We start from the raw sequence: 19,872 nt of genomic DNA, 5'->3' as shown, positions 1-19,872 counted from the left end.
CGTCCGGACGCAGAAAAGCGCCCTGGACCGACCGCGAAGTCCGCCCGGAAAGGCGCCGGCGCCCCGCTTGCGCGGGGACGGCCGCAGCGCATATCTGGGGCGTTTTTTTCGCGCCAGTCGGCCTCGGTCCGACCCGGCTCCCTTCAACCCGACTCGGCCTGCCTCAGCGTGCGCCGCCGTTCGGGCGCAGCGTCAGCACCTGGGTGGCGTCGCCGCGGCGCACGAAGACCGCCGCCATCCGGCTCTTGTCCAGGCCGCGCACCAGTTCGTTGAACTGGCGGGCGCTGGTCACATCGGTGTCGCCCAGGCGCAGGATCACGTCGCCCGGACGAATGCCGGCACGTGCCGCGACGCCTTCGGCCGCCTGGACCTCGACGCCGGACTTGATCTTCAGCTCGCGCAACCTGGCCTCGGACAGATCGCCGACCACCAGTCCCAGCGCATTGGGCTTGGCGCCCGCCGCGCCGTCATCGCCCGGCGTGGTGCCGGCGCGCGGACGCGGCTTGGCATCCGGCTCCAGCTCCGCCACCGTGATGGTGACCTCGCGGGTCCCGCCCTTGCGCCACAGCTGCATGGGCACGCGCGTACCCGGCTTGGTCTCGCCGACCAGGCGCGGCAGGTCCGAGGCGCGTTCGATATCGCGGCCGTTGAACTTCAGGATGATGTCGCCCGCCTCGATGCCGGCCTTCTCCGCCGGACCGCCCGGCTCGACGCTGCCGACCAGTGCGCCGCGCGCCCGGCCCAGGCCCAGCGAATCGGCGACTTCCTTGGTGACGTCGCCGATCGCCACCGCGATACGGCCGCGCGTGACCTTGCCGGTCGACTTCAGCTGCTCGCTGACGCGCAGGGCCTCGTCGATCGGAATCGCGAACGAGATGCCCATGTAGCCGCCGCTGCGGCTGTAGATCTGCGAATTGATGCCGATCACCTCGCCGCGCAGATTGATCAGCGGTCCGCCCGAGTTGCCGGGGTTGACCGCCACGTCGGTCTGGATGAACGGCAGGTAGTCGCCGGTGTCGCGCCCCTTGGCCGAGACGATGCCGGCGGTCACGCTGTTGTCCAGGCCGAACGGCGAGCCGATCGCCAGCACCCATTCGCCGACGCGGATCTTGTTCGAATCGCCCATCTGCAGGCGCGGCAGGCCATTGGCATCGACCTTCAGCAGCGCGACGTCGGTGCGCCGGTCGGTGCCGATCAGCCTTGCCTTGAACTCGCGCTTGTCGGGCAGCGTGACGTAGATGGTCTCGGCGTCGGCGACCACGTGGGCGTTGGTCATCACGTAGCCGTCCTGGCTGATGATGAAGCCCGAGCCGACGCCGCGGCTCTGCTCCTCGCCCTGCGGCGGCTGGCCGCGGCGCGGCGTTCCCGGCGGCGTCGGCGCGCCCGGCATCGGGATGCCGAAGAAGCGCCGGAAGAACTCGGCCATCTCCTCGTCCTCGGGCGTCATGCCGCGCGAACGCACGCGCTCGGTGGTGCGGATATTGACCACGGCCGGGCTGACGCGCTCCACCAGGTCGGTGAAGTCGGGCAGGCTGTAATTGGAAGCGGTGGCCTGCGCATGGACCGGCGTGGCCAGCATGGGACCCGCCGCCAGCACGGCGGCCAATGCCATGGTCCTGGCCACGGCGTAATAGTTTGACGACATGGTCGACTCCCGCGAGTTCAGCGTAACAGGGTAAGCAAGCCGGGGCGTCCGGTCCAGTCAGGGCCAGCCCGGAGAGTGTCCACGCAACCGTGCGGAGAACATCCGAAGAATTGCCCGGCGTGTGCAGGCGGGCGCGCCGGCGCGCGCCGCATCCCGGCTCAGCGTGGCTTGGGCGCGCGGTATTCCACCGCGGCCGCGAACTGCTTGACCGTGGCCGCCGGCACCTCGCCGACGACGGTGATCCAGAAATCGGCGACCTTGCGCACCACCACCTGGGTCGCGCCCAGCGAGGCAACGCCCTCGCGGCGCACCCGCTGCTCCGATACCGGTTCGATGAATACCGACAGCCCGGTCAGGCCATCGCTGTAGACGACCTGCAGCACCTCGAACACCTGTTCGCGGCCGCTGCCTTGCGCGCTGCGCAGATCGCCCAGCGGGCGACGGACCTCGCGAATCTTCTGGAAACCCTTGACCGGCACCGTGATCAGCCAGCCCTCTTCGGCGATATTGGCCGGCTGGTAGTTGATCTCGTAGCGCTGCCAGTTGGCGGCGCTCTTGATCGCGCCGAGGATCTTCTGCTTTTCGGACGGCACGCCGATCTCGATCTGCGAGAACGCGACCTGCTCGAGCACCTTGCCGCCCTCGCCGATGGTCTGCGCACGCATCAGCAGGCCGGAATGCTTCTCGGCCCAGAGGCGGACCGCATAGCGGGCGCCGTCGTGCGGCACCAGCGAGAAGACTTCGCATTCCATGCCCGCCACGCGTTCGGGCGACAGCCTGCGCATCTCGTAGAGATCGAGCACATCGCCCTTGTTGGTGGCAAGCAGTGCCGGGAAACGGTCCTTGGCGTCCTGGCGCTCGACCACCACGAGCTTGGCTTCGGGGATCAGGCTATGGACGATGTCGTTCTGGCGCAGGACCTCGCGCGGCTTGCCGTCGAGCGTCTCGAGCCGCTCGTACTCGTTGTGCACCAGGTCGCTGAAATGCTGGATGCGCGAGGCATGCATCACGCTGCCACGCTGGTAGATCAGAGTACCGACGTAGTTTTCGCGCTGCGCGGCGCGGTGGATCTTGCCAAGCCAGGCCGCGGCATCGCGGCGCGCCAGCGTGGGCTCGGGCGTCTGTGCCGTCGCCACCGCGGCCGTCAGGCACAAGGCGAGAAAAAAGGACCTCCTCAGGGCCCTTATTCCTTGTGCGCCCGCTGCATGGGCGGGCGCCCATCCTTTTTGCATGTCCGGCATTATTCCTGCGTGTTGTCCTGAGAGAAGCTTGCACTATTGGCGACGTTGCGCATGGTCGGCACCATGGCGTTGGTCGTCACGGACACCCGGTGAGCCCGCAGGTACTCGTCCAGGCGCGGATCGCGGATCATCTGGCCGGCATCGGCGGCGACGGTCAGCACGCCGGTGGCCTTGGGCGCCGCGGGGACGCCTTCACTGGTGCTGGCGACGATGGCGCCGGGCGCGGCCGGATCGGCATCGCGCATTTGCGGCACCACCACCCAGCTGACCGCCGCGACGGCGGCCGCGATCGCGGTACCCGGCATCACGCGGCGCACCCACGACGGGCGCAGCAGCAGACGGTGGCGGCGTACCGGCGCATCGGCCAGCGCGGCCGGCGCCAGCAGATGCGGCTCGTCTTCGAGACGGCTGGCGAAGCGCGACACGAAGGCCGCGGTCGAGCCGGCATGGGCCAGCTCCTCGGAACGCAGCGTATCGCCGATCAACTGGAACACCGACCATTGCTCCTGGCCCGGCTCGCTTTTCGCGAGCGCCAGCACGGCCTCGAATTCATGCGGCGCCAGTTCGCCGTCGATCAATGCGGAAATCTGCTCCGCTGCCTCGGGCGCATGAACCGATTGCCTGTGAGCCTGACCCATTTCCAACCCCTCGATAACCATCGAACACCGAACAATCCCGTCACAATACTGTCGCTTCTCGATGCAGGAGCAGGCTGCAACGCTGGCCGCACGACATGTCTTTGACTTCTACCACCGCTTGCCTTCTGCCGTTCCCAGCAGCGGGCGTAATTTTTCCGCAATCGCTTCGCGTGCCCGGAAAATGCGCGATCTGACCGTACCGATCGGACACCCCATCGCTTCGGCGATTTCCTCGTAGCTGAGGCCTTCGATCTCGCGCAGCGTGATGGCGGTTCGCAATTCCTCCGGCAGGGCCTCCATGGCGCGGTTGACGGTGTCTGCCACCTGGCGCGTATGGAGCATCGACTCCGGCGTATTGATATCCCTTAGTTGCTCACCATCCGCAAAAGTTTCAGCCTCTTCGGCATCGATGTCGCTGGACGCCTCGGGCCGGCGGCCCTGCGTGGCCAGGTAGTTTTTGGCCGTGTTGACAGCGATCCGATACAGCCAGGTGTAGAACGCCGATTCCCCGCGGAATTGGGGCAAGGCGCGATATGCCTTGATAAAGGCATCCTGCGCCACATCCTCCACTTCAGCGGGGTCCCTGACCAGACGCGAGATCAACCGGATGATCTTGCGGTGGTATTTGGCCACCAGCAGTTCAAAGGCCCGCTTGTCGCCCTGCTGGACGCGTTCAACAAGGAGCTGGTCGGCTTCGCGTTCGCTCACGAATAGTTCACCTGCAGTGTATCTCTTGGTATCGCCGTCAAAACAAACGTTGTATTTTACCTACGCCGCACCCCGCGAAACCGCCGCGGAGCGAAAAGCGTATTGACAGCCGGGGCGAATGCCACCGGGCGTCAGTATGCATTAAGCGGCACCGCTTGGGCCGCCGATCATGTTCAAAGCGGCCCGGAGGACGCATGCAGCGCCCGCAGCATCGCTCGCCGGGAGGCACCGGAGGCGCTGTCCCGATCGTCCGGAACGCCACCGCTGCCCATCACCAGTACGGGCGGCACGGCGGCTTGCCCGGACTCCACAGGCGCCAGCCGAAGCACCGCGGCAACCCCGCCCAACTGCCAGCACGCCACCACGCGGGCCCTGACTTGGCCGCCGTCGGGCAACGCGACGACGATCCGAGCCGCCGAACCGCCCGGCGCGACGCCGGCAAGGCGGCATGCCGCCGCCCGCCACGCCCCTCGCCAGGTACGGCCACCCGACAGCATGGCAGCCACTGCCAGGACCGCCCAACACAGCGGCGCCGTCTCGCCCGCCGCCCAACCCTGCCCTGCCCGCCACAGCAACCACAGCAGCGCGGCAAGCTCGCAGCCCAGGAACGCCGTCAGCAGCCAACGCTGCGGATGACGTCCCAGGGACAGCAAGCAAGGGAGGGGCCGGCGGGCGCCGGCGTCAGGCACGACGGAAGACGAGCGTGCCGTTGGTACCGCCGAAGCCGAAGTTGTTCTTGACGGCCACGTCGATCTTCATCTCACGCGCGGTGTTCGGCACGTAATCGAGATCGCACTCGGGGTCCTGATTGAAGATATTGATCGTCGGCGGCGCGACCTGGTGATGCAGCGCCAACACCGTGAAGACCGACTCCAGGCCGCCGGCGCCGCCCAGCAGATGGCCGGTCATCGACTTGGTGGAGTTCACTGCCATCTTGTAGGCGTGCTCGCCGAAGGCCAGCTTGATCGCGTCGGACTCGTTCTTGTCGCCCAGCGGCGTCGAGGTGCCGTGCGCGTTCAGGTAGTGCACTTCGTCCGGGTTGACGCCCGCGTTCTTCAGCGCATTGACCATGCAGCGGCGCGGACCGTCGGTGCTCGGCGCCGTCATGTGGAACGCGTCTCCGCTCATGCCGAAGCCGGACAGTTCGGCGTAGATCTTCGCGCCGCGCGCCTTGGCCGACTCGTACTCCTCGAGCATCATCACGCCGGCGCCTTCGCCCAGCACGAAGCCGTCGCGATCGACATCCCACGGACGCGAGGCGGCTGCCGGATCGTCGTTGCGGGTCGACAGCGCCCGCGCCGCGGCGAAACCGCCGATACCCAGCGGCGACACGGTCGATTCCGCACCGCCGGCGAGCATCGCGTCGGCGTCGCCCGCCTCGATCAGCCGCGCGGCCAGGCCGATGCTGTGCAGCCCGGTGGTGCAGGCGGTCACGGCGGCCAGGTTCGGGCCCTTGAGGTTATGGTTGATCGACAGGTGGCCGGAGATCATGTTGATGATCGAGCCGGGCACGAAGAAGGGCGAAATCCGGCGCGGGCCGCGGTTGGTCAGCTCCGCGTGCGTATCCTCGATCATGGGCAGGCCGCCGATGCCCGAGCCGACCAGCACGCCGATGCGATCGGCGTTGGCCTCGGTCACTTCCAGGCCGCTGTCGCGCAGGGCCTGGGTGCCGGCCGCGATGCCATAGTGGATGAACGTATCCATATGGCGCGCTTCCTTGGCCGGGATGTAGTCCTCGACGTTGAAGCCCTTCACCTCGCCGGCGAAATGCACCGCCAGCGCGGAATGATCGAATTTGGTGATGGTGGCAATGCCGGACTTGCCGGCAACCAGATTGGCCCAGCCTTCGGCAACCGTGTTTCCGACCGGAGACACAAGGCCGAGCCCGGTGACGACGACGCGACGACGGCTCACTATGATTTCCTACGGGTGGATGAGGCAAGGCGGAACGGGCGGCAGCCCGCGGCACCGTGAAGGCGCCATGGCGATTCCGCCGCGCCGGCGGACCGGCGCATCGGCCAACATGCCGGCCGGACCGACGGACCCGATCCGGGGCCGGCAGCGCGGCGGCACGATGGCCGCTGATGGAGCCAGGTTCAGCTCCACCGCAACTCCGCTTGCTCGAACAAACGAAAGCCACAGAAAACGGCACAACGGGATCTGACGACCCCTTCGCCCGTTTTCTGTGGCCCGGAATCCGGATACGACAGGCTTACGCCTTGACGTGCGCCGAGGCGTAGTCGATGGCCTGCTGCACGGTCGTGATCTTTTCGGCTTCCTCATCGGGAATTTCCATGCCGAATTCATCTTCCAACGCCATCACGAGTTCAACCGTGTCCAGCGAGTCGGCGCCGAGGTCGTTCACGAACGAGGATTCGTTCTTGATGTCGGCTTCGGCGACGCCGAGTTGCTCTGCCACGATCTTCTTGACGCGTTGTTCGATATTGTCCATTTAGCCCTCCAGGGAAGTTCGACAAAAAAGTGGGCGCATTTTAGCAGGTTTGGCCCGTGAAAATGCCGTCCGCAGTCTTTCGCAAGAAATGCGCCCGTTCTTCTAAAAAAGGGGGTGACGCCAAGGCGTCGCACCCCCTCAGTTCATATACATGCCACCGTTGACATGCAGCGTGGTGCCGGTCACATAAGCCGCCTGCGGACCGGCCAGGAAAGCCACCGCGTTGGCGATGTCCTCGGGCTGACCGAGCCTGCCGAGCGGAATCTGGGTCTTGAGCGCGGCATGCTGCTCTTCCGACAGCACCTTGGTCATATCGGTATCGATAAACCCCGGTGCGACGCAATTGACGGTGATGTTGCGGCTGCCGATCTCGCGGGCCAGCGCCCGCGTCATGCCTTCCACGCCCGCCTTGGCCGCAGCATAGTTCATCTGGCCCGGATTGCCGGTCGAGCCGACCACCGAGGTGATGTTGATGATGCGTCCGCCGCGGGCCTTCATCATCGGCCGCAGCACACCGCGCGACAGGCGGAATACCGCCGTCAGGTTGGTGTCGATCACCGCGCTCCAGTCCTCGTCCTTCATCCGCATCGCCAGCTGGTCCTGCGTGATGCCGGCATTGTTGACCAGGATATGGATGCCACCGTGATTCTTGACGATCTCGTCGATCAGCGCCTCGCAGCGCGCCGCGTCGTTGACGTCGAGCACCGCGCCGGCGCCCTTGAGCTGCTCGGCGGCCAGGTATTCGCCGATCGCGGCGGCGCCCTTCTCGCTGGTGGCCGTGCCGATCACCAGCGCGCCCTGCCGGGCCAGTTCCAGTGCGATCGCGCGGCCGATGCCGCGCGAGGCGCCCGTCACCAGCGCGACCTGATTGTCCAGGGTCTTGCTCATCCCGTTATTTCTCCTTGTTCGCTTGGCCTAGCCGTATCCGTTTGCCGTACGCGGATCAGCCGCGCACCAGCGCCAGCGTGTCCTGCAGCGAGGCCGGATCGACGATCGCGCCGCCGACCAGATTGCCGTCGATGCGCTTGGTCAGGCCGGCCAGCACCTTGCCCGGGCCGCATTCGATCACATGCGTGACGCCGTCGGCGGCCATCTTCTGCACCGACTCGACCCAGCGCACCGGCGCCGCGGCCTGACGCACCAGCGCGTCCTTGATCGCCTCCGGATCGTTGACGATCGCCACGTCGACGTTGTTGATCAGCGGGATCGACGGCGCCGAGAACGTGAGGCCCGCCATGCGTTCGCGCAGGCGGTCCGAGGCGGGCTTGAGCAGCGACGAATGGAACGGCGCCGAGACCGGCAGCGGCAGCGCGCGCTTGGCGCCCTTGGCCTTGGCGATTTCGCAGGCCTTTTCGACCGCCGCCTTGGCGCCGGCGATCACCACCTGCGCCGGGGCGTTGAAGTTGACGGCTTCGACCACGCCGGCGGCCGAGGCCTCGGCGCAGGCGGCGCGCACGTCGTCGTCGGACAGGCCGAGAATTGCGGCCATGCCGCCCTCGCCCACCAGCACTGCTTCCTGCATCGCCTGGGCGCGGAAACGCACCAGCGGCACGGCATCGGCAAACGGAATCACGCCGGCGGCGACCAGCGCCGAATACTCGCCCAGGCTATGGCCGGCCACCAGCGCCGGGGCCGGGCCGCCGGCCTCGCGCCAGGCGCGGTAGATCGCCACCGCGGCGGTCAGCATCACCGGCTGGGTATTGGTGGTCAGGTTCAGCTCTTCGGCCGGACCTTCGGCGATCAGGCGCGCCAGGTCCTGGCCGAGCGCGTCGGACGCTTCCTGCAGCGTCGCGCGCACCACCGGGTTGTCGGCGAAGGCATTGAGCATTCCGACCGACTGCGAGCCTTGGCCGGGGAAGACGAATGAGAATTTCATCGGTTTCCGATCGGTTTGAAAATGGAATCGCCGGTGCGCCATCACGCATCCGGTCGCGCAGCGGCTGCCGCGCGCCGATGCCGGGCACCGGCCTGCGAATTACATGCGCAGCAGCACCGCGCCCCAGGTGAAACCGCCGCCCACGCCTTCCATCAGCACGTGGTGGCCGGGGCGGATGCGCCCGTCGCGCACCGCGACGTCGAGCGCCAGCGGAATCGACGCGGCCGAGGTGTTGCCGTGCTCGTGCACGGTCGCGATCATGCGCTCGAGCGGCAGGCCCAGCTTCTTCGCGGTGCCCTGCATGATGCGGATATTGGCCTGGTGAGGAATCAGCCAGTCGAGCTTCTCGGCCGGAAAATCGGCCGCGGCCAGCGTTTCGCGCGCGACCTTGTCGAGCACGCTGACGGCGAGCTTGAACACCGCCTGCCCATCCATGTGCAGGAAGGCATTGCCGGTGATATTGCCGGCCGCCACATTGCCCGGCACGCACAGGATATCGACATGGCTGCCGTCGGCGTGCATCGCCGAGGACAACACGCCGGGCTCGTCCGAAGCGGTCAGCACGACCGCGCCGGCGCCGTCGCCGAACAGCACGCAGGTGGTGCGATCGTTGAAGTCGAGAATGCGCGAGAAGACTTCGGCGCCGATCAGCAGCACGTTGCGATGCGAGCCGCTGCGGATGAACTTGTCGGCGGTGGCGAGCGCATAGGCAAAGCCCGAGCACACCGCCTGCAGGTCGAACGCCGCGCAATGGTTGGTGATGCCGAGCTTCTGCTGCACCAGGCAGGCGGTGCTCGGGAACACGTAGTCCGGCGTCGAGGTGGCGACGATGATCAGGTCGATCGACTGGCGATCGATGCCGGCCGCTTCCAGCGCGCGCTCGGCTGCCTTGACCGCCAGGTCGCTGCTGGTGACATCGGGCTCGGCCCAGTGGCGCGCCGAGATGCCGCTGCGCGAGACGATCCACTCGTCGCTGGTCTCGATGCCCTTCTCGGCCAGCTGCGCCGCGAGCTCGTGATTGGTGACGCGCCGCGGAGGCAGGTAGCTCCCCGTGCCGATGATTTTTGCGTAGCTTGTCATGTGGTGTCGGATCGTATTGCCGGACTCAGCGCGACCCCGGCGCGGCGGCATGCCGGCCTGGCCGGTGCTGGCGCGCGGGGCGTGGGACCAGGGGCACCGGCGTCGCCGCTGCCTGGGTGATGCAGGGCAGGATCATGCGGCGTGTGCGCTGCGACCCGCGTCCGGCGGGTCCGTCTCCTGGCCCGCGGATGCGGTGCCCGCGGTGCTCGTCTTGTTGGCGAACGCCTGCGAAATACGGGCGATGACGCCATTCCTGGCCGCATCATACCCGCGTTTGATAGCCCACTCAAAAGAGTGGGCATCGGCGGAACCGTGGCTCTTGATCACCAGGCCGCGCAGGCCGAGCAGCGAGGCGCCGTTGTAGCGGGCGGGATCGAGCCGCCGCGCCAGCCGCGTCAGCACCGGCATCGCGATGCCGGCCAGCAGCTTGGTGAACCAGGAGCGGGTGAATTCCTCCTTGATCATGCTGCCGATCATCTTGGCCAGGCCTTCGGTGCTCTTGAGCGCCACGTTGCCGACGAAGCCGTCGCACACCACGATGTCGGTGGTGCCCTTGAAGATGTCGTTGCCCTCGACGTTGCCGTAGAAGTTCAGCTCCGAGGCGCGCAGCAGCTCGCCGGCGCGCTTGACCACCTCGTTGCCCTTGATCACTTCCTCGCCGATGTTCAGCAGGCCGACCGTCGGGTGTTCCTTGTGGTCGACCACTGCCACCATGGCCTCGGCCATGCGGGCGAATTGCAGCAGATGTTCGGGTTCGCAGTCGGCATTGGCGCCGAGGTCCAGCACCGTGGTGCCCCAGCCCTGCTCGTTCGGGATCGTGGTGGCGATGGCCGGGCGCTCGATGCCTTCGAGCGTCTTGAGCACATAGCGCGACACCGCCATCAGCGCGCCGGTGTTGCCGGCCGAGATGCAGGCGTCGGCGCGGCCTTCCTTGACCTGGGTCACCGCGACGCGCATCGACGAATCCTTCTTCTTGCGCAGCGCGACCTCGACCGGGTCGTCCATCGTGATCACTTCGGTGGCGGCCACCACGGTCACGCGCGGATGGTTCTGCGCGTGCAGCTTCCTGAGCTGCGGCTCGATGGCATCCGGCCGCCCCACGAGCACCATCTCGGCATCCTCGTGGGCGGCAAGAAAACTGATCGCCGCCGGCACCGTCACGGACACGCCGTGATCGCCGCCCATGCAGTCGATAGCGAGTTTGATCGTCATTGTTTGCTGATGCGCGAGGCGCCGAATCCGCGCTGCGGTGGCCTCGCAGGGAAAGCGGCGCCAGCGTCCACGCTTGCCGCGCCCAACAAAAAAGCGGCAAGGAGTTTGCCGCTTCTTTGTATGTCTTCTACCTGCAAGCGCGTGCGGGACGCAGCGTCACGCCGAGCGAATGCTTCAGTCGTTCTTGGTCTTGACGACCTTGCGGCCACGGTAGTAGCCGTTCGGGCTCACGTGGTGGCGCAGGTGCGTCTCACCCGTGGTCGGCTCGACTGCCAGCGGCGCGACGGACAGGTGATCGTGCGAACGATGCATGCCGCGCTTGGACGGCGACTTCTTGTTCTGTTGAACAGCCATGATGACTCCTTGGAGAATTTGCGGATATTAACACACGCATCCCGCACGAGGCGTAGCCGGGCCCGGCCGGATGCTGATTACGGGTACGACGTTTTTACTGCCGAAGCGCGCCGCCGCGGACCATGTCCGGGCGTCAGTGCTTCGTCTTCAGACTGGCCAGCGCCGCGAAGGGCGATGGCCGCTTTTCTTCCTGCTCGTCCTCGGGTTCCGGCTCGACGCTGCCGTCGGTGCCGGTCACCAGGCTCTCGTGCACCACCGGACAGACCTCGTGCTTCGGCGCCACCGGCAGCGACAGCAGGATCTCGTCCTCGATCAGCGCCAGCAGATCGAACCGGCGCGAGCCCGCGATGACATCGATCTCGTCGTCGTCCATCGGCGCGGCGTCGGCCTCGGCTTCGCTGGCCACCACCTCGAAGCGGGTCGCGGTCGAGATCGGCTCGGCGTAGACCGCCAGGCAACGCTGGCAGTTCAGCCACATGCTGCCCTGCACCGCCAGATCGAGAAACAGGCGCCGGCGCGCCGGCTTGCCGGGCTCGGCCGCTTCGTCCTGAGTGGAACCGCTCATGGTGTAGCGGAACACTTCGTCCGGGGCCGAGGCTGGCGCTTCGGCGGAGGTCTCGGCTATGATGCGCGGCAATTCACGCGCCGCGATCTCGCCGGCCGCCGAGCCCGAGGACCGGCAGAACTCGAAGAGATCGAACGCTTGCAAGTCGATGGGCTGAGTCATGTCGCTGAGTGCGCCTCTGTACCTTGTACCAAGCTGGCGCTGGCAATGCTGCTGAACGCTGGTCCTGTCGCCGCCGCAACCGTCGAGTGACGAGGCCGCCGCACAAAGTCCAAATCGAGCGGACTTTGGCACCTGCAGGACACCACGCGGCGGATGCCTGCGCGGTAAAACGCGTGATTATACGTCGAAATCTCCGCCGCGGTCAAAACCGAACGCGCTTTGCCCGTTGCGCATTCCTCTTTCGCTTCAAACACTTATATGTCTTCCGCTGTGACACGCGATGCGGCGCCCGGTGCGGCGCCCGAAGTGGCTTCCCACGCGGCACCGGCCGCGGTTCCCAGGCTGATTCTCGGTTCCAGCTCGCGCTATCGCCGCGAACTGCTGGAGCGCCTGCGCATTCCGTTCGAGATCGACGTGCCCGACATCGACGAGACGCCGCTGCCGGGCGAGACACCCGAGGCGACCGCGCTGCGCCTGTCGCGCCGCAAGGCCGAGGCGATCGCGGCCCGCCACCCCGGCGCGCTGGTGATCGGCTCCGACCAGGTCGCCACGCTGGACGGCACGCAGGTCGGCAAGCCCGGCTCGCACGAACAGGCCCTGGCGCAATTGCGCTGGATGCGCGGCCGCACCGTGACGTTCCATTCGGCGCTGTGCCTGCTGGACGGCCGCAGCGGCGAGGTCCAGCTGGAGGACGTGCGCACCCAGGCGACCTTCCGCGAGCTGGATGACGACGAACTGGAAGCCTATCTGCGGCTGGAGCGGCCCTATGACGTGGCCGGCAGCGCCAAATCGGAGGGACTCGGCATTGCGCTGCTGTCGCGCGTCGAGTCCGACGATCCGACCGCGCTGGTCGGCCTGCCGCTGATCGCGCTGACCAGCATGCTGCGCCGCGCCGGCTATCCCTTCTTCAAGGCCTGATTCCCCGGGCCTTCCTTCTTCGCTGTCGAGGACATCCGCCCATGAGCGGCACGCTATACCTGATTCCCAACACGCTCGGCAAACGCGACGAAGCCGATCCGCTGCCGGCCGTGATCCCGGCCGACGTGCAGCAGATCGCCGCGAGCCTGGACTACCTGGTCGCGGAAAACGCCAAGACCGCGCGCGCCTATCTGAAGAAGCTCGGGCAGACCTGTCCGCTGGCGCGGCCGATCCAGCAGATCGAGATCCGCGAGCTGAACGTCAATACGCCGGAGGCGGCGCTGGCGGAACTGCTGGCCCCGGTGCTGGCCGGCCGCGACGCCGGCCTGCTGTCCGAGGCCGGCGTGCCGGCGGTGGCCGACCCCGGCGCCAATCTGGTGCGGCTCGCCCATGCGCGCGGCGTGCGCGTGCGGCCGCTGGTGGGCCCGAGTTCGATCCTGCTGGCGGTGATGGGCTCGGGGCTCAATGGCCAGAGCTTTGCGTTCAACGGCTATCTGCCGGTCGATCCGGCCGAGCGCACGCAGCGCCTGCGCGAACTGGAGCAATGGTCGCGCAAGCACCGGCAAACCCAAGTCTGGATCGAGACGCCGTATCGCAACGATGCGCTACTGGCGGCGCTGAAGGCCAGCTGCGCCGGCACCACGCTGCTGTCGATCGCGGTGGACCTGACGCTGCCGAGCGAGACCATCGTCACGCAGCCGCTGTCGGCCTGGCAGCCGGGCCGGCTTGAACTGCACAAGCGGCCGGCGATCTTTTCGATCCTCGCGGCTTGAGCGGCTGGCCGCGCCGTCCGGCAGGCCTTGGGGCCGGGCCGAGGGGGCCGGGGAGCCGGGGAGCCGGGGAGCCGAGGAGCCGAGGAGCCGGGGAGCCGGGGAGCGGGCAGCCGGGGCCGGGCCGAGCAAGCCCAGAAGCACGCAGGCCACCGGGCCGGGAGCCGGCGAGCAAGCCGCGCCGCGCGCGGGTACGCGAGCGCCCCCCCCCGGCGATCGAATCAATACAGCGACTGCACCCGCGAGCTCCACATCAGCGTCTTGGCCGCCGCGGTGCCGACCGCGGCGCCGAAGCGCTTGGCCACGCGTTCGGCGATGTTCTCCTTGACCGTGTAGTCGACAATGTTCTCGGCCTTCAGCACGTCGCGCGCAACCGATTCGGCGCTGCCCAGGCCGTCGGCCAGGCCCAGCTCGATGCTGCGCTCGCCCGACCAGAACAGGCCGGAGAACAGCGTCGGATCGTCCTTCAGGCGGTTGCCGCGCCCTTCCTTGACCACCGCGATGAACTGCTCGTGGATCTGGCGCAGCATCTGCTCGGCAAAGGCCTTCTGCTGCGGCGACTCGGGCGAGAACGGGTCGAGCATGCCCTTGTTGGCGCCCGAGGTGTACAGCCGGCGCTCGACGCCGAGCTTGTCCATCAGCCCGGTAAAGCCGAAGCCGTCCATCAGCACGCCGATCGAGCCGACGATGCTGGCCTTGTCGACATAGATCTTGTCCGCCGCGGCCGCCACGTAATAACCGCCCGAGGCGCAGATCTCCTCGACCACCACATACAGCGGCTTGGACGGATGCAGCGAGCGCAGGCGCTGGATCTCGTCGTTGATGATGCCGGCCTGCACCGGCGAGCCGCCGGGCGAGTTGATCTTCAGGATCACGCCGGCGGCGTTGGCATCGGCAAAGGCGGCCTGCAGCGAGGCATTGATCGATTCGGCGCTGGCCGGCGTGCCGGCGGCGATCTCGCCCTCCAGCGTGACCATCGCGGTATGCCGGCCGCTGGTGATGGCGCCGTCGGGCTTGAAGTCGAACAGCGAGAACAGCACCAGCGCGACCAGCGCGAAGCCGGCAAGACGGAAGAAGATCTTCCAGCGGCGCGCGGCCCGCTGCTCGCGCAAGGTCGCCATCAGCACGCGCTCGAGCACATCGCGCTCCCAGCCGGCGCCGGTCTTGACCGGCCCCGCCGACTCGCCCTTGAGCCGCGCCTTGCGCTCGACCGACTCGCGGCGCGCGGCGGCCTCGGCGTCCCGGACCTCGGCCTCGAGCGGATAGTCGGCGTGGGGCGCGGTTTCAAGCCGCTCGCCGGGCTCGTTCCCGCCCTCACGCCGGACCTCGCTTCGGCCCTCGCTTCCGCCCTCTCGCCGGCCCTGGCCCTCGTCGTGGCGACCCGGTTCGCCATCCGGCTCGTTCGGGTTCACCGACGGTTTGTTCTGGTCTGTCATGCAAATACTCTCGAACGGGTGTCACCGCGCAAACATCGTTGCGCAGGCGGCCCCGAGGGTTTCCTCGGTCAAATCGCGGTTCTCGGGGTTTCCGATGCGCGGTCGCGGCGTCCGCCGCCTACGGCACCGGCGGTGGCGAAGGCGACGCCGGCGGATCGTCGTACGGCGACTCCGGTATCCAGTAGACGGCGCCGTCGCGCTCTTCGACCCGCAGCTTGGCGAGCGAAGCGCCGCGGCACGGTCCGCCGACGCACAGCCCGCTGTCGGGCGCATAGATCGCGCCATGTGTGGCGCACATCAAGTATAGGCCCGACGATTCGAAAAAGTGGCCTTCCTGCCAGTCGAGCTCCATCGGCACATGGGCGCACTGGTTCAGATAGCCATGCACCGCGCCCTCGTAGCGCACCGCGAAGGCGCCGATCTCGCGGCCGCCGATCACGACCGTGAAGCGCACGCCCACGCCGCCTTCGGCCAGCTCGTCCGCCGCGCACAGGCGGCGCGCGCCGGCCGGCACAGCCGGCGTGCCCGCCGCCGAGCCGGGTCGATCGGGTCCGGGACCGGCATCAGCCATGGGTATGCAGCCAGTCGTGCAGGTCGGCGATCGAGCTGGCGCAGTGCAGCGGCGTCATCGCCCGCAGCGAATCGGCCGGGTGGGCGCCATAGCAGACGCCGATGCCGTGGGCGCCGGCGTTGACCGCCATCTGCAGGTCGTGCGTGGTGTCGCCGATCATCACGGTGCGCCCCATCTCCTGGCCCAGTTCGCGCGTCAGCTCGTGCAGCATTGCCGGATGCGGCTTGGAGAACGTCTCGTCGGCGCAGCGCGTGGCATCGAACAGCGCCGTCAGGCCGGTGGCGGCCAGTGCCCGCTGCAGTCCGACGCGGGTCTTGCCGGTGGCCACGCCGAGGAAATAGTGCTGGGCCCGCAGCGCCTGCAGCATCTCCAGCACGCCGTCGAACAGCACCAGCTCGGCGTCGCGGGTCAGGAAGTGATACCGATAACGCTCGGCCAGCTTCGGATAGTCGACCGGGTCCAGCGTCGGGATCGCATATTCGAGCGCGTCCCTCAGCCCGAGTCCGATCACGTGGCGGGCGGCGTCCTCGTCGGGCACCGGCAGGCCAAGGTCGCGGCTGGCAAGCTGGATGCATTTGGCGATGGTCGGCGTGGAATCCATCAGGGTTCCATCCCAGTCGAAGACGATCAGGTCGAAGCGTTGCCGTGCCATGGGGGTTCTCGATCGAAAAAATTGGGCCGCCGAGGTGACGATGACGTCATCCGGCTAGGGGGCGTGGGTCGTAGACGCGTGGCCGGCCTGTCCCATCTGCTTCAGCTGGCGCAGGAAGGCTTCGCACTCGTCCGGCAGCGTCGCACTGAGCGTCAACGGCTGGCCGGTACCCGGATGCACGAACGTCAACCGGTGCGCGTGCAGGAACATCCGCTTCAGGCCCGGCTTGGCGCCAGCGCGCGCCAGTGCCTTGTTCAGCGCGAAGTCGCCGTACTTGTCGTCGCCGACGATGGGAAAGCCCAGTTGCGCCAGATGCACGCGAATCTGATGGGTGCGGCCGGTCTTGAGCTCGGCCTCCAGCAGCGTGTAGCCGGGGAAGGACGCGACACGGTTGAACACCGTATGGGACGGCTGGCCATCGGCCTGCACGCGCACGCGGCGCTCGCCGTCCGGCGTGGTGTACTTGAACAGCGGAAAGCGGGCGTGCTGGCGGTTGTGGCCGAATTCGCCGGCGACGCAGGCGAAATAGCGCTTGTCCATCGCGTTGTCGCGGATCTGCTGGTGCAGGTGCACCAGCGCGGCGCGCTTCTTGGCCAGCAGCAGGATGCCGGAGGTTTCGCGGTCGAGCCGGTGCACCAGCTCCAGGAAGCGGGCCTCGGGGCGCGCCTGGCGCAGCTGTTCGATCACGCCGAAGGCCACGCCGGAGCCGCCATGCACCGCCACCCCGGCCGGCTTGTCGATCACCAGCAGATGCGCGTCCTCGAACAGCACCGGAAACGAGGCCGCGGGCACGTAGACGTCGGCCGCCGCCGTCGCCGCCACCCGAAGTGGCGGAATGCGCACAACATCGCCCAGCTTCAGCCGGTAGGTCGCATCGACGCGGCCCTTGTTAACCCGTACCTCGCCGGAGCGCAGGATCCGGTAGACATGGCTCTTGGGCACGCCCTTGGCGACCCGCAGCAGGTAGTTGTCGATACGCTGACCGTCGGCGTCTTCCCCGATGGTCACATACGCCACCTGGGGCGCATCCGTGCCGGATCGCACCTCTTTTTCAATTCGATGGCGTAACTCATTCATTTTCAAATATAATTTCCGCGCTACCCCGGGCATAGCCGGCAGCGCAAGCGGTGTAAGCGAATTGTCGCATTTTACACTTCGGGTCACCGCTGGCCCGGCCCGGTCCCCCGCCATCGCGTAATCCGCAGGCGCCGGACGGGCAAATGGCGGTACAGGCCGACAGCTCCGCTGGCAGCCTACAGCAGTAAATAAAGTAACAAGCAGCACGCACGGTACCGGCTGTGCGCAGGAAAACCGCCCAAAGGCGGGTTCGGCGCGGACGCGGTCACGTGGGAGCAGAGTGTTCAGGTAGAACAGAATTTGAAGGCGGATGCCGATACGGCATTCGCTTCGGTGAGAGAAAGTCCCGCCGCACCGGAAATCGGTGCCGGCCGGTTGCCTGGCCCCTCGCCTGATCGACGACATGGTGACAATCGCGGCGCCCGGTCGCAGAACTCCAACAAGCAGCAGGTGCGCCTGCCTTGTCGGTCGCTCAGGTCGTGGTGGCATGCCGCCGCGTCCGACAACCTTGCTCTTTGACGCGTCCTGGCCGTTCGTGGCCGGCCCCGGTGCGAGCCGAAGCGCAAGCGGCATCCTGTCGTCGCTGCCCTCCCCCGCACCCCGGCCTCCGTCCGATATCGCCGCCTGACCCTGCGCGCAGCTCGCGCATGGCGGGCATGGCGGTCCGAACCCCGCGCAGCGCGCCGACGTCTCTCTCTTTCACCCGTGCCCAGCCGGCGGCTTGCATTCGCCCCGGCGCCTTCGGCAATTCTCACGCCACCTCTCGCTTCCTCGCGTGCTTTCGAAACGCCGCGCGGCACTACCGGTGCCGGCCGCGGCATTGGAACGAGGGTTTGCGATGAAACGCATGCTGTTCAATGCGACGCAGCAGGAGGAATTGCGCGTCGCCATCGTCGACGGTCAGAAACTGATCGACATCGACATCGAGACCGCCGGGCGCGAGCAGCGCAAGGGCAATATCTACAAGGGCGTGATCACCCGCATCGAGCCGTCGCTCGAAGCGTGTTTCGTCAACTACGGCGAAGAGCGCCACGGCTTCCTGCCGTTCAAGGAAGTGGCCCGTGCCTACTTCAAGGAAGGCGTCGACGTGCGCAACGCGCGCATCCAGGATGCGCTGCACGAAGGCCAGGAACTGATCGTCCAGGTCGAGAAGGAAGAGCGCGGCAATAAGGGCGCGGCGCTGACCACCTTCATCTCGCTGGCCGGCCGCTATCTGGTGCTGATGCCGAACAACCCGCGCGGCGGCGGCGTGTCGCGCCGCATCGAGGGCGAGGACCGCCAGGAACTGCGCGAGACGATGGGCCAGCTGACCGTCCCCGACGGCATGAGCATCATCGCCCGCACCGCCGGCATCGGCCGCTCGGCCGAGGAACTGCAGTGGGACCTGAACTATCTGCTGCAGCTGTGGAAGGCCATCGACGGCGCCGCGCTGGACAACAAGGCGCCGCTGCTGATCTATCTCGAGTCGAGCCTGGTGATCCGCGCGATCCGCGATTACTTCCAGCCCGACATCGGCGAGATCCTGATCGACACCGACGACATCTACGAGCAGGCCCGCGCCTTCATGAGCGTGGTGATGCCCGACAACATGAACCGCGTGAAGAAGTACCGGGACGACGTGCCCCTCTTCTCGCGTTTCCAGATCGAACACCAGATCGAATCCGCGTATTCCCGCATGGTGATGCTGCCGTCGGGCGGCGCCATCGTGATCGACCACACCGAGGCCCTGGTCTCGGTCGACGTCAACTCGGCGCGCGCCACCAAGGGCGCCGACATCGAGGAAACCGCGCTGCGCACCAACCTGGAAGCGGCCGACGAGATCGCCCGCCAGCTGCGCCTGCGCGACCTGGGCGGCCTGATCGTCATCGACTTCATCGACATGGAGTCGAACAAGGCGCAGAAGGACGTCGAGACGCGCCTGAAGGACGCGCTGCGCCATGACCGCGCGCGCGTGCAGATGGGCAAGATCAGCCGCTTCGGCCTGATGGAGCTGTCGCGCCAGCGCCTGCGTCCGTCGCTGTCCGAGGGCTCGCATATCACCTGCCCGCGCTGCAACGGCACCGGCCATATCCGCGATACCGAATCGTCCGCCCTGCAGGTGCTGCGCATCATCCAGGAAGAGGCGATGAAGGAAAACACCGCCGCGATCCACTGCCAGGTCCCGGTCGAGGTCGCCGCCTTCCTGCTGAACGAAAAGCGCCAGGACATCAACCTGATCGAGCTGCGCTTCAAGGTCAACGTGCTGCTGATCCCGAACAAGCATCTGGAAACGCCGCACTACAAGCTCGAGCGCCTGCGCCACGACGATCCGCGCCTGGAAGAGAGCACGGCCAGCTACCGCATGGCCGAGGCCGCCGCCAAGGAACTGGAGGCGGACACCAGCTACAGCAGCCGCAAGAAGGAAGACGCCAAGCCGCGCCAGGAAGCCGCGGTCAAGGGCATCACCCCCGAGCAGCCGGCCCCGGTATCGGTGCCGCGCCCCGAGCGCGCCCCGCGCCAGGAAGCCCCGGCCGCC

20 protein-coding genes are annotated in these 19,872 nt (G+C 67.4%); 3 read left to right on the top strand and 17 right to left on the bottom strand.

What is annotated here, in order from left to right; genetic code table 11:
- Positions 1 to 163: 163 nt before the first annotated feature.
- The 13 genes from AC6EI8_RS06770 to AC6EI8_RS06710 form a co-directional block, all read right to left on the bottom strand.
- Positions 164 to 1,645: a DegQ family serine endoprotease gene (locus AC6EI8_RS06770; protein ID WP_149317037.1), complete on the bottom strand. Its 1,482-nt coding sequence runs from the start codon at positions 1,643 to 1,645 to the stop codon at positions 164 to 166.
- Positions 1,646 to 1,803: 158 nt separating this feature from the next.
- Positions 1,804 to 2,877: a MucB/RseB C-terminal domain-containing protein gene (locus AC6EI8_RS06765; RefSeq protein WP_226107549.1), complete on the bottom strand. Its 1,074-nt coding sequence runs from the start codon at positions 2,875 to 2,877 to the stop codon at positions 1,804 to 1,806.
- Positions 2,878 to 2,885: 8 nt separating this feature from the next.
- Positions 2,886 to 3,524, bottom strand: a complete 639-nt coding sequence (locus tag AC6EI8_RS06760) for a sigma-E factor negative regulatory protein (protein ID WP_226107547.1) — start codon at positions 3,522 to 3,524, stop codon at positions 2,886 to 2,888.
- A 108-nt stretch (positions 3,525 to 3,632) separates the two neighbouring features.
- On the bottom strand, positions 3,633 to 4,232 hold the full coding sequence (rpoE, locus tag AC6EI8_RS06755; protein WP_006578764.1) for an RNA polymerase sigma factor RpoE: 600 nt from the start codon (positions 4,230 to 4,232) through the stop codon (positions 3,633 to 3,635).
- Between the two features lie 173 nt (positions 4,233 to 4,405).
- Positions 4,406 to 4,885 (bottom strand): hypothetical protein, encoded by a 480-nt coding sequence (locus tag AC6EI8_RS06750; RefSeq protein ID WP_498381577.1) that lies wholly within the window; start codon positions 4,883 to 4,885, stop codon positions 4,406 to 4,408.
- A gap of 28 nt (positions 4,886 to 4,913) precedes the next feature.
- Positions 4,914 to 6,146, bottom strand: a complete 1,233-nt coding sequence (gene fabF / locus AC6EI8_RS06745) for a beta-ketoacyl-ACP synthase II (protein WP_498381576.1) — start codon at positions 6,144 to 6,146, stop codon at positions 4,914 to 4,916.
- A 298-nt stretch (positions 6,147 to 6,444) separates the two neighbouring features.
- Positions 6,445 to 6,684, bottom strand: coding sequence for an acyl carrier protein (gene acpP / locus AC6EI8_RS06740; RefSeq protein WP_006577662.1), 240 nt, complete (start codon positions 6,682 to 6,684; stop codon positions 6,445 to 6,447).
- Between the two features lie 138 nt (positions 6,685 to 6,822).
- On the bottom strand, positions 6,823 to 7,572 hold the full coding sequence (gene fabG / locus AC6EI8_RS06735; RefSeq protein WP_053822165.1) for a 3-oxoacyl-ACP reductase FabG: 750 nt from the start codon (positions 7,570 to 7,572) through the stop codon (positions 6,823 to 6,825).
- Between the two features lie 55 nt (positions 7,573 to 7,627).
- Positions 7,628 to 8,560 carry an ACP S-malonyltransferase gene (fabD, locus tag AC6EI8_RS06730; protein WP_498381575.1) on the bottom strand — a complete coding sequence of 311 codons (933 nt, stop codon included), beginning with the start codon at positions 8,558 to 8,560 and terminating at the stop codon, positions 7,628 to 7,630.
- Positions 8,561 to 8,659: 99 nt separating this feature from the next.
- A complete protein-coding gene (locus tag AC6EI8_RS06725) occupies positions 8,660 to 9,640 on the bottom strand; it encodes a beta-ketoacyl-ACP synthase III (RefSeq protein ID WP_149317031.1) in 981 nt (326 codons plus the stop codon).
- A 132-nt stretch (positions 9,641 to 9,772) separates the two neighbouring features.
- Positions 9,773 to 10,852 (bottom strand): phosphate acyltransferase PlsX, encoded by a 1,080-nt coding sequence (gene plsX / locus AC6EI8_RS06720; RefSeq protein ID WP_149317030.1) that lies wholly within the window; start codon positions 10,850 to 10,852, stop codon positions 9,773 to 9,775.
- A 174-nt stretch (positions 10,853 to 11,026) separates the two neighbouring features.
- Entirely contained in the window at positions 11,027 to 11,206 is a 180-nt protein-coding gene (rpmF, locus tag AC6EI8_RS06715) for a 50S ribosomal protein L32 (RefSeq protein WP_006577657.1), read from the bottom strand.
- Between the two features lie 133 nt (positions 11,207 to 11,339).
- On the bottom strand, positions 11,340 to 11,933 hold the full coding sequence (locus AC6EI8_RS06710) for a DUF177 domain-containing protein (RefSeq protein ID WP_149317029.1): 594 nt from the start codon (positions 11,931 to 11,933) through the stop codon (positions 11,340 to 11,342).
- Between the two features lie 258 nt (positions 11,934 to 12,191).
- Between AC6EI8_RS06710 and AC6EI8_RS06705 the strand changes: the two genes are divergently transcribed.
- Complete coding sequence (locus AC6EI8_RS06705) at positions 12,192 to 12,851, top strand: Maf-like protein (RefSeq protein WP_395895086.1); 660 nt, start codon at positions 12,192 to 12,194, stop codon at positions 12,849 to 12,851.
- A 41-nt stretch (positions 12,852 to 12,892) separates the two neighbouring features.
- Positions 12,893 to 13,624 (top strand): SAM-dependent methyltransferase, encoded by a 732-nt coding sequence (locus AC6EI8_RS06700; protein WP_149317027.1) that lies wholly within the window; start codon positions 12,893 to 12,895, stop codon positions 13,622 to 13,624.
- 218 nt (positions 13,625 to 13,842) lie between these two features.
- Here the strand turns inward: AC6EI8_RS06700 and AC6EI8_RS06695 are convergent, their stop codons facing one another.
- The 4 genes from AC6EI8_RS06695 to AC6EI8_RS06680 all read right to left on the bottom strand — a co-directional run bounded on the left by AC6EI8_RS06695 (position 13,843) and on the right by AC6EI8_RS06680 (position 17,357).
- Positions 13,843 to 15,057, bottom strand: coding sequence for a S49 family peptidase (locus AC6EI8_RS06695; protein WP_498381574.1), 1,215 nt, complete (start codon positions 15,055 to 15,057; stop codon positions 13,843 to 13,845).
- A 118-nt stretch (positions 15,058 to 15,175) separates the two neighbouring features.
- Positions 15,176 to 15,628 (bottom strand): Rieske (2Fe-2S) protein, encoded by a 453-nt coding sequence (locus tag AC6EI8_RS06690; protein ID WP_498381573.1) that lies wholly within the window; start codon positions 15,626 to 15,628, stop codon positions 15,176 to 15,178.
- On the bottom strand, positions 15,621 to 16,280 hold the full coding sequence (locus AC6EI8_RS06685; protein ID WP_149317024.1) for an HAD-IA family hydrolase: 660 nt from the start codon (positions 16,278 to 16,280) through the stop codon (positions 15,621 to 15,623). Before AC6EI8_RS06685 ends, AC6EI8_RS06690 begins: the two co-directional genes overlap by 8 nt.
- A 54-nt stretch (positions 16,281 to 16,334) precedes the next feature.
- Positions 16,335 to 17,357, bottom strand: coding sequence for an RluA family pseudouridine synthase (locus AC6EI8_RS06680; protein WP_149317023.1), 1,023 nt, complete (start codon positions 17,355 to 17,357; stop codon positions 16,335 to 16,337).
- Positions 17,358 to 18,195: 838 nt separating this feature from the next.
- Here AC6EI8_RS06680 and AC6EI8_RS06675 point away from each other — a divergent pair.
- Positions 18,196 to 19,872: Rne/Rng family ribonuclease (locus AC6EI8_RS06675; protein ID WP_498381572.1), on the top strand; the 1,677-nt coding region annotated here is incomplete at its 3' end.

Source organism: Cupriavidus sp. R6-3, assembly GCF_059772245.1.
The sequence above is the reverse complement of the archived record's forward strand: the minus strand, read 5'-3'. Positions and strand labels throughout refer to the sequence as shown.

Coding starts and splice junctions, on each gene's coding strand:
- AC6EI8_RS06770 (WP_149317037.1), bottom strand. CDS start 1,645: ATGTCGTCAAACTATTACGCCGTGGCCAGGACCATGGCATTGGCCGCC.
- AC6EI8_RS06765 (WP_226107549.1), bottom strand. CDS start 2,877: ATGCAAAAAGGATGGGCGCCCGCCCATGCAGCGGGCGCACAAGGAATA.
- AC6EI8_RS06760 (WP_226107547.1), bottom strand. CDS start 3,524: ATGGGTCAGGCTCACAGGCAATCGGTTCATGCGCCCGAGGCAGCGGAG.
- acpP (WP_006577662.1), bottom strand. CDS start 6,684: ATGGACAATATCGAACAACGCGTCAAGAAGATCGTGGCAGAGCAACTC.
- fabG (WP_053822165.1), bottom strand. CDS start 7,572: ATGAGCAAGACCCTGGACAATCAGGTCGCGCTGGTGACGGGCGCCTCG.
- fabD (WP_498381575.1), bottom strand. CDS start 8,560: ATGAAATTCTCATTCGTCTTCCCCGGCCAAGGCTCGCAGTCGGTCGGA.
- AC6EI8_RS06725 (WP_149317031.1), bottom strand. CDS start 9,640: ATGACAAGCTACGCAAAAATCATCGGCACGGGGAGCTACCTGCCTCCG.
- plsX (WP_149317030.1), bottom strand. CDS start 10,852: ATGACGATCAAACTCGCTATCGACTGCATGGGCGGCGATCACGGCGTG.
- rpmF (WP_006577657.1), bottom strand. CDS start 11,206: ATGGCTGTTCAACAGAACAAGAAGTCGCCGTCCAAGCGCGGCATGCAT.
- AC6EI8_RS06710 (WP_149317029.1), bottom strand. CDS start 11,933: ATGACTCAGCCCATCGACTTGCAAGCGTTCGATCTCTTCGAGTTCTGC.
- AC6EI8_RS06705 (WP_395895086.1), top strand. CDS start 12,192: ATGTCTTCCGCTGTGACACGCGATGCGGCGCCCGGTGCGGCGCCCGAA.
- AC6EI8_RS06700 (WP_149317027.1), top strand. CDS start 12,893: ATGAGCGGCACGCTATACCTGATTCCCAACACGCTCGGCAAACGCGAC.
- AC6EI8_RS06695 (WP_498381574.1), bottom strand. CDS start 15,057: ATGACAGACCAGAACAAACCGTCGGTGAACCCGAACGAGCCGGATGGC.
- AC6EI8_RS06690 (WP_498381573.1), bottom strand. CDS start 15,628: ATGGCTGATGCCGGTCCCGGACCCGATCGACCCGGCTCGGCGGCGGGC.
- AC6EI8_RS06685 (WP_149317024.1), bottom strand. CDS start 16,280: ATGGCACGGCAACGCTTCGACCTGATCGTCTTCGACTGGGATGGAACC.
- AC6EI8_RS06680 (WP_149317023.1), bottom strand. CDS start 17,357: ATGAATGAGTTACGCCATCGAATTGAAAAAGAGGTGCGATCCGGCACG.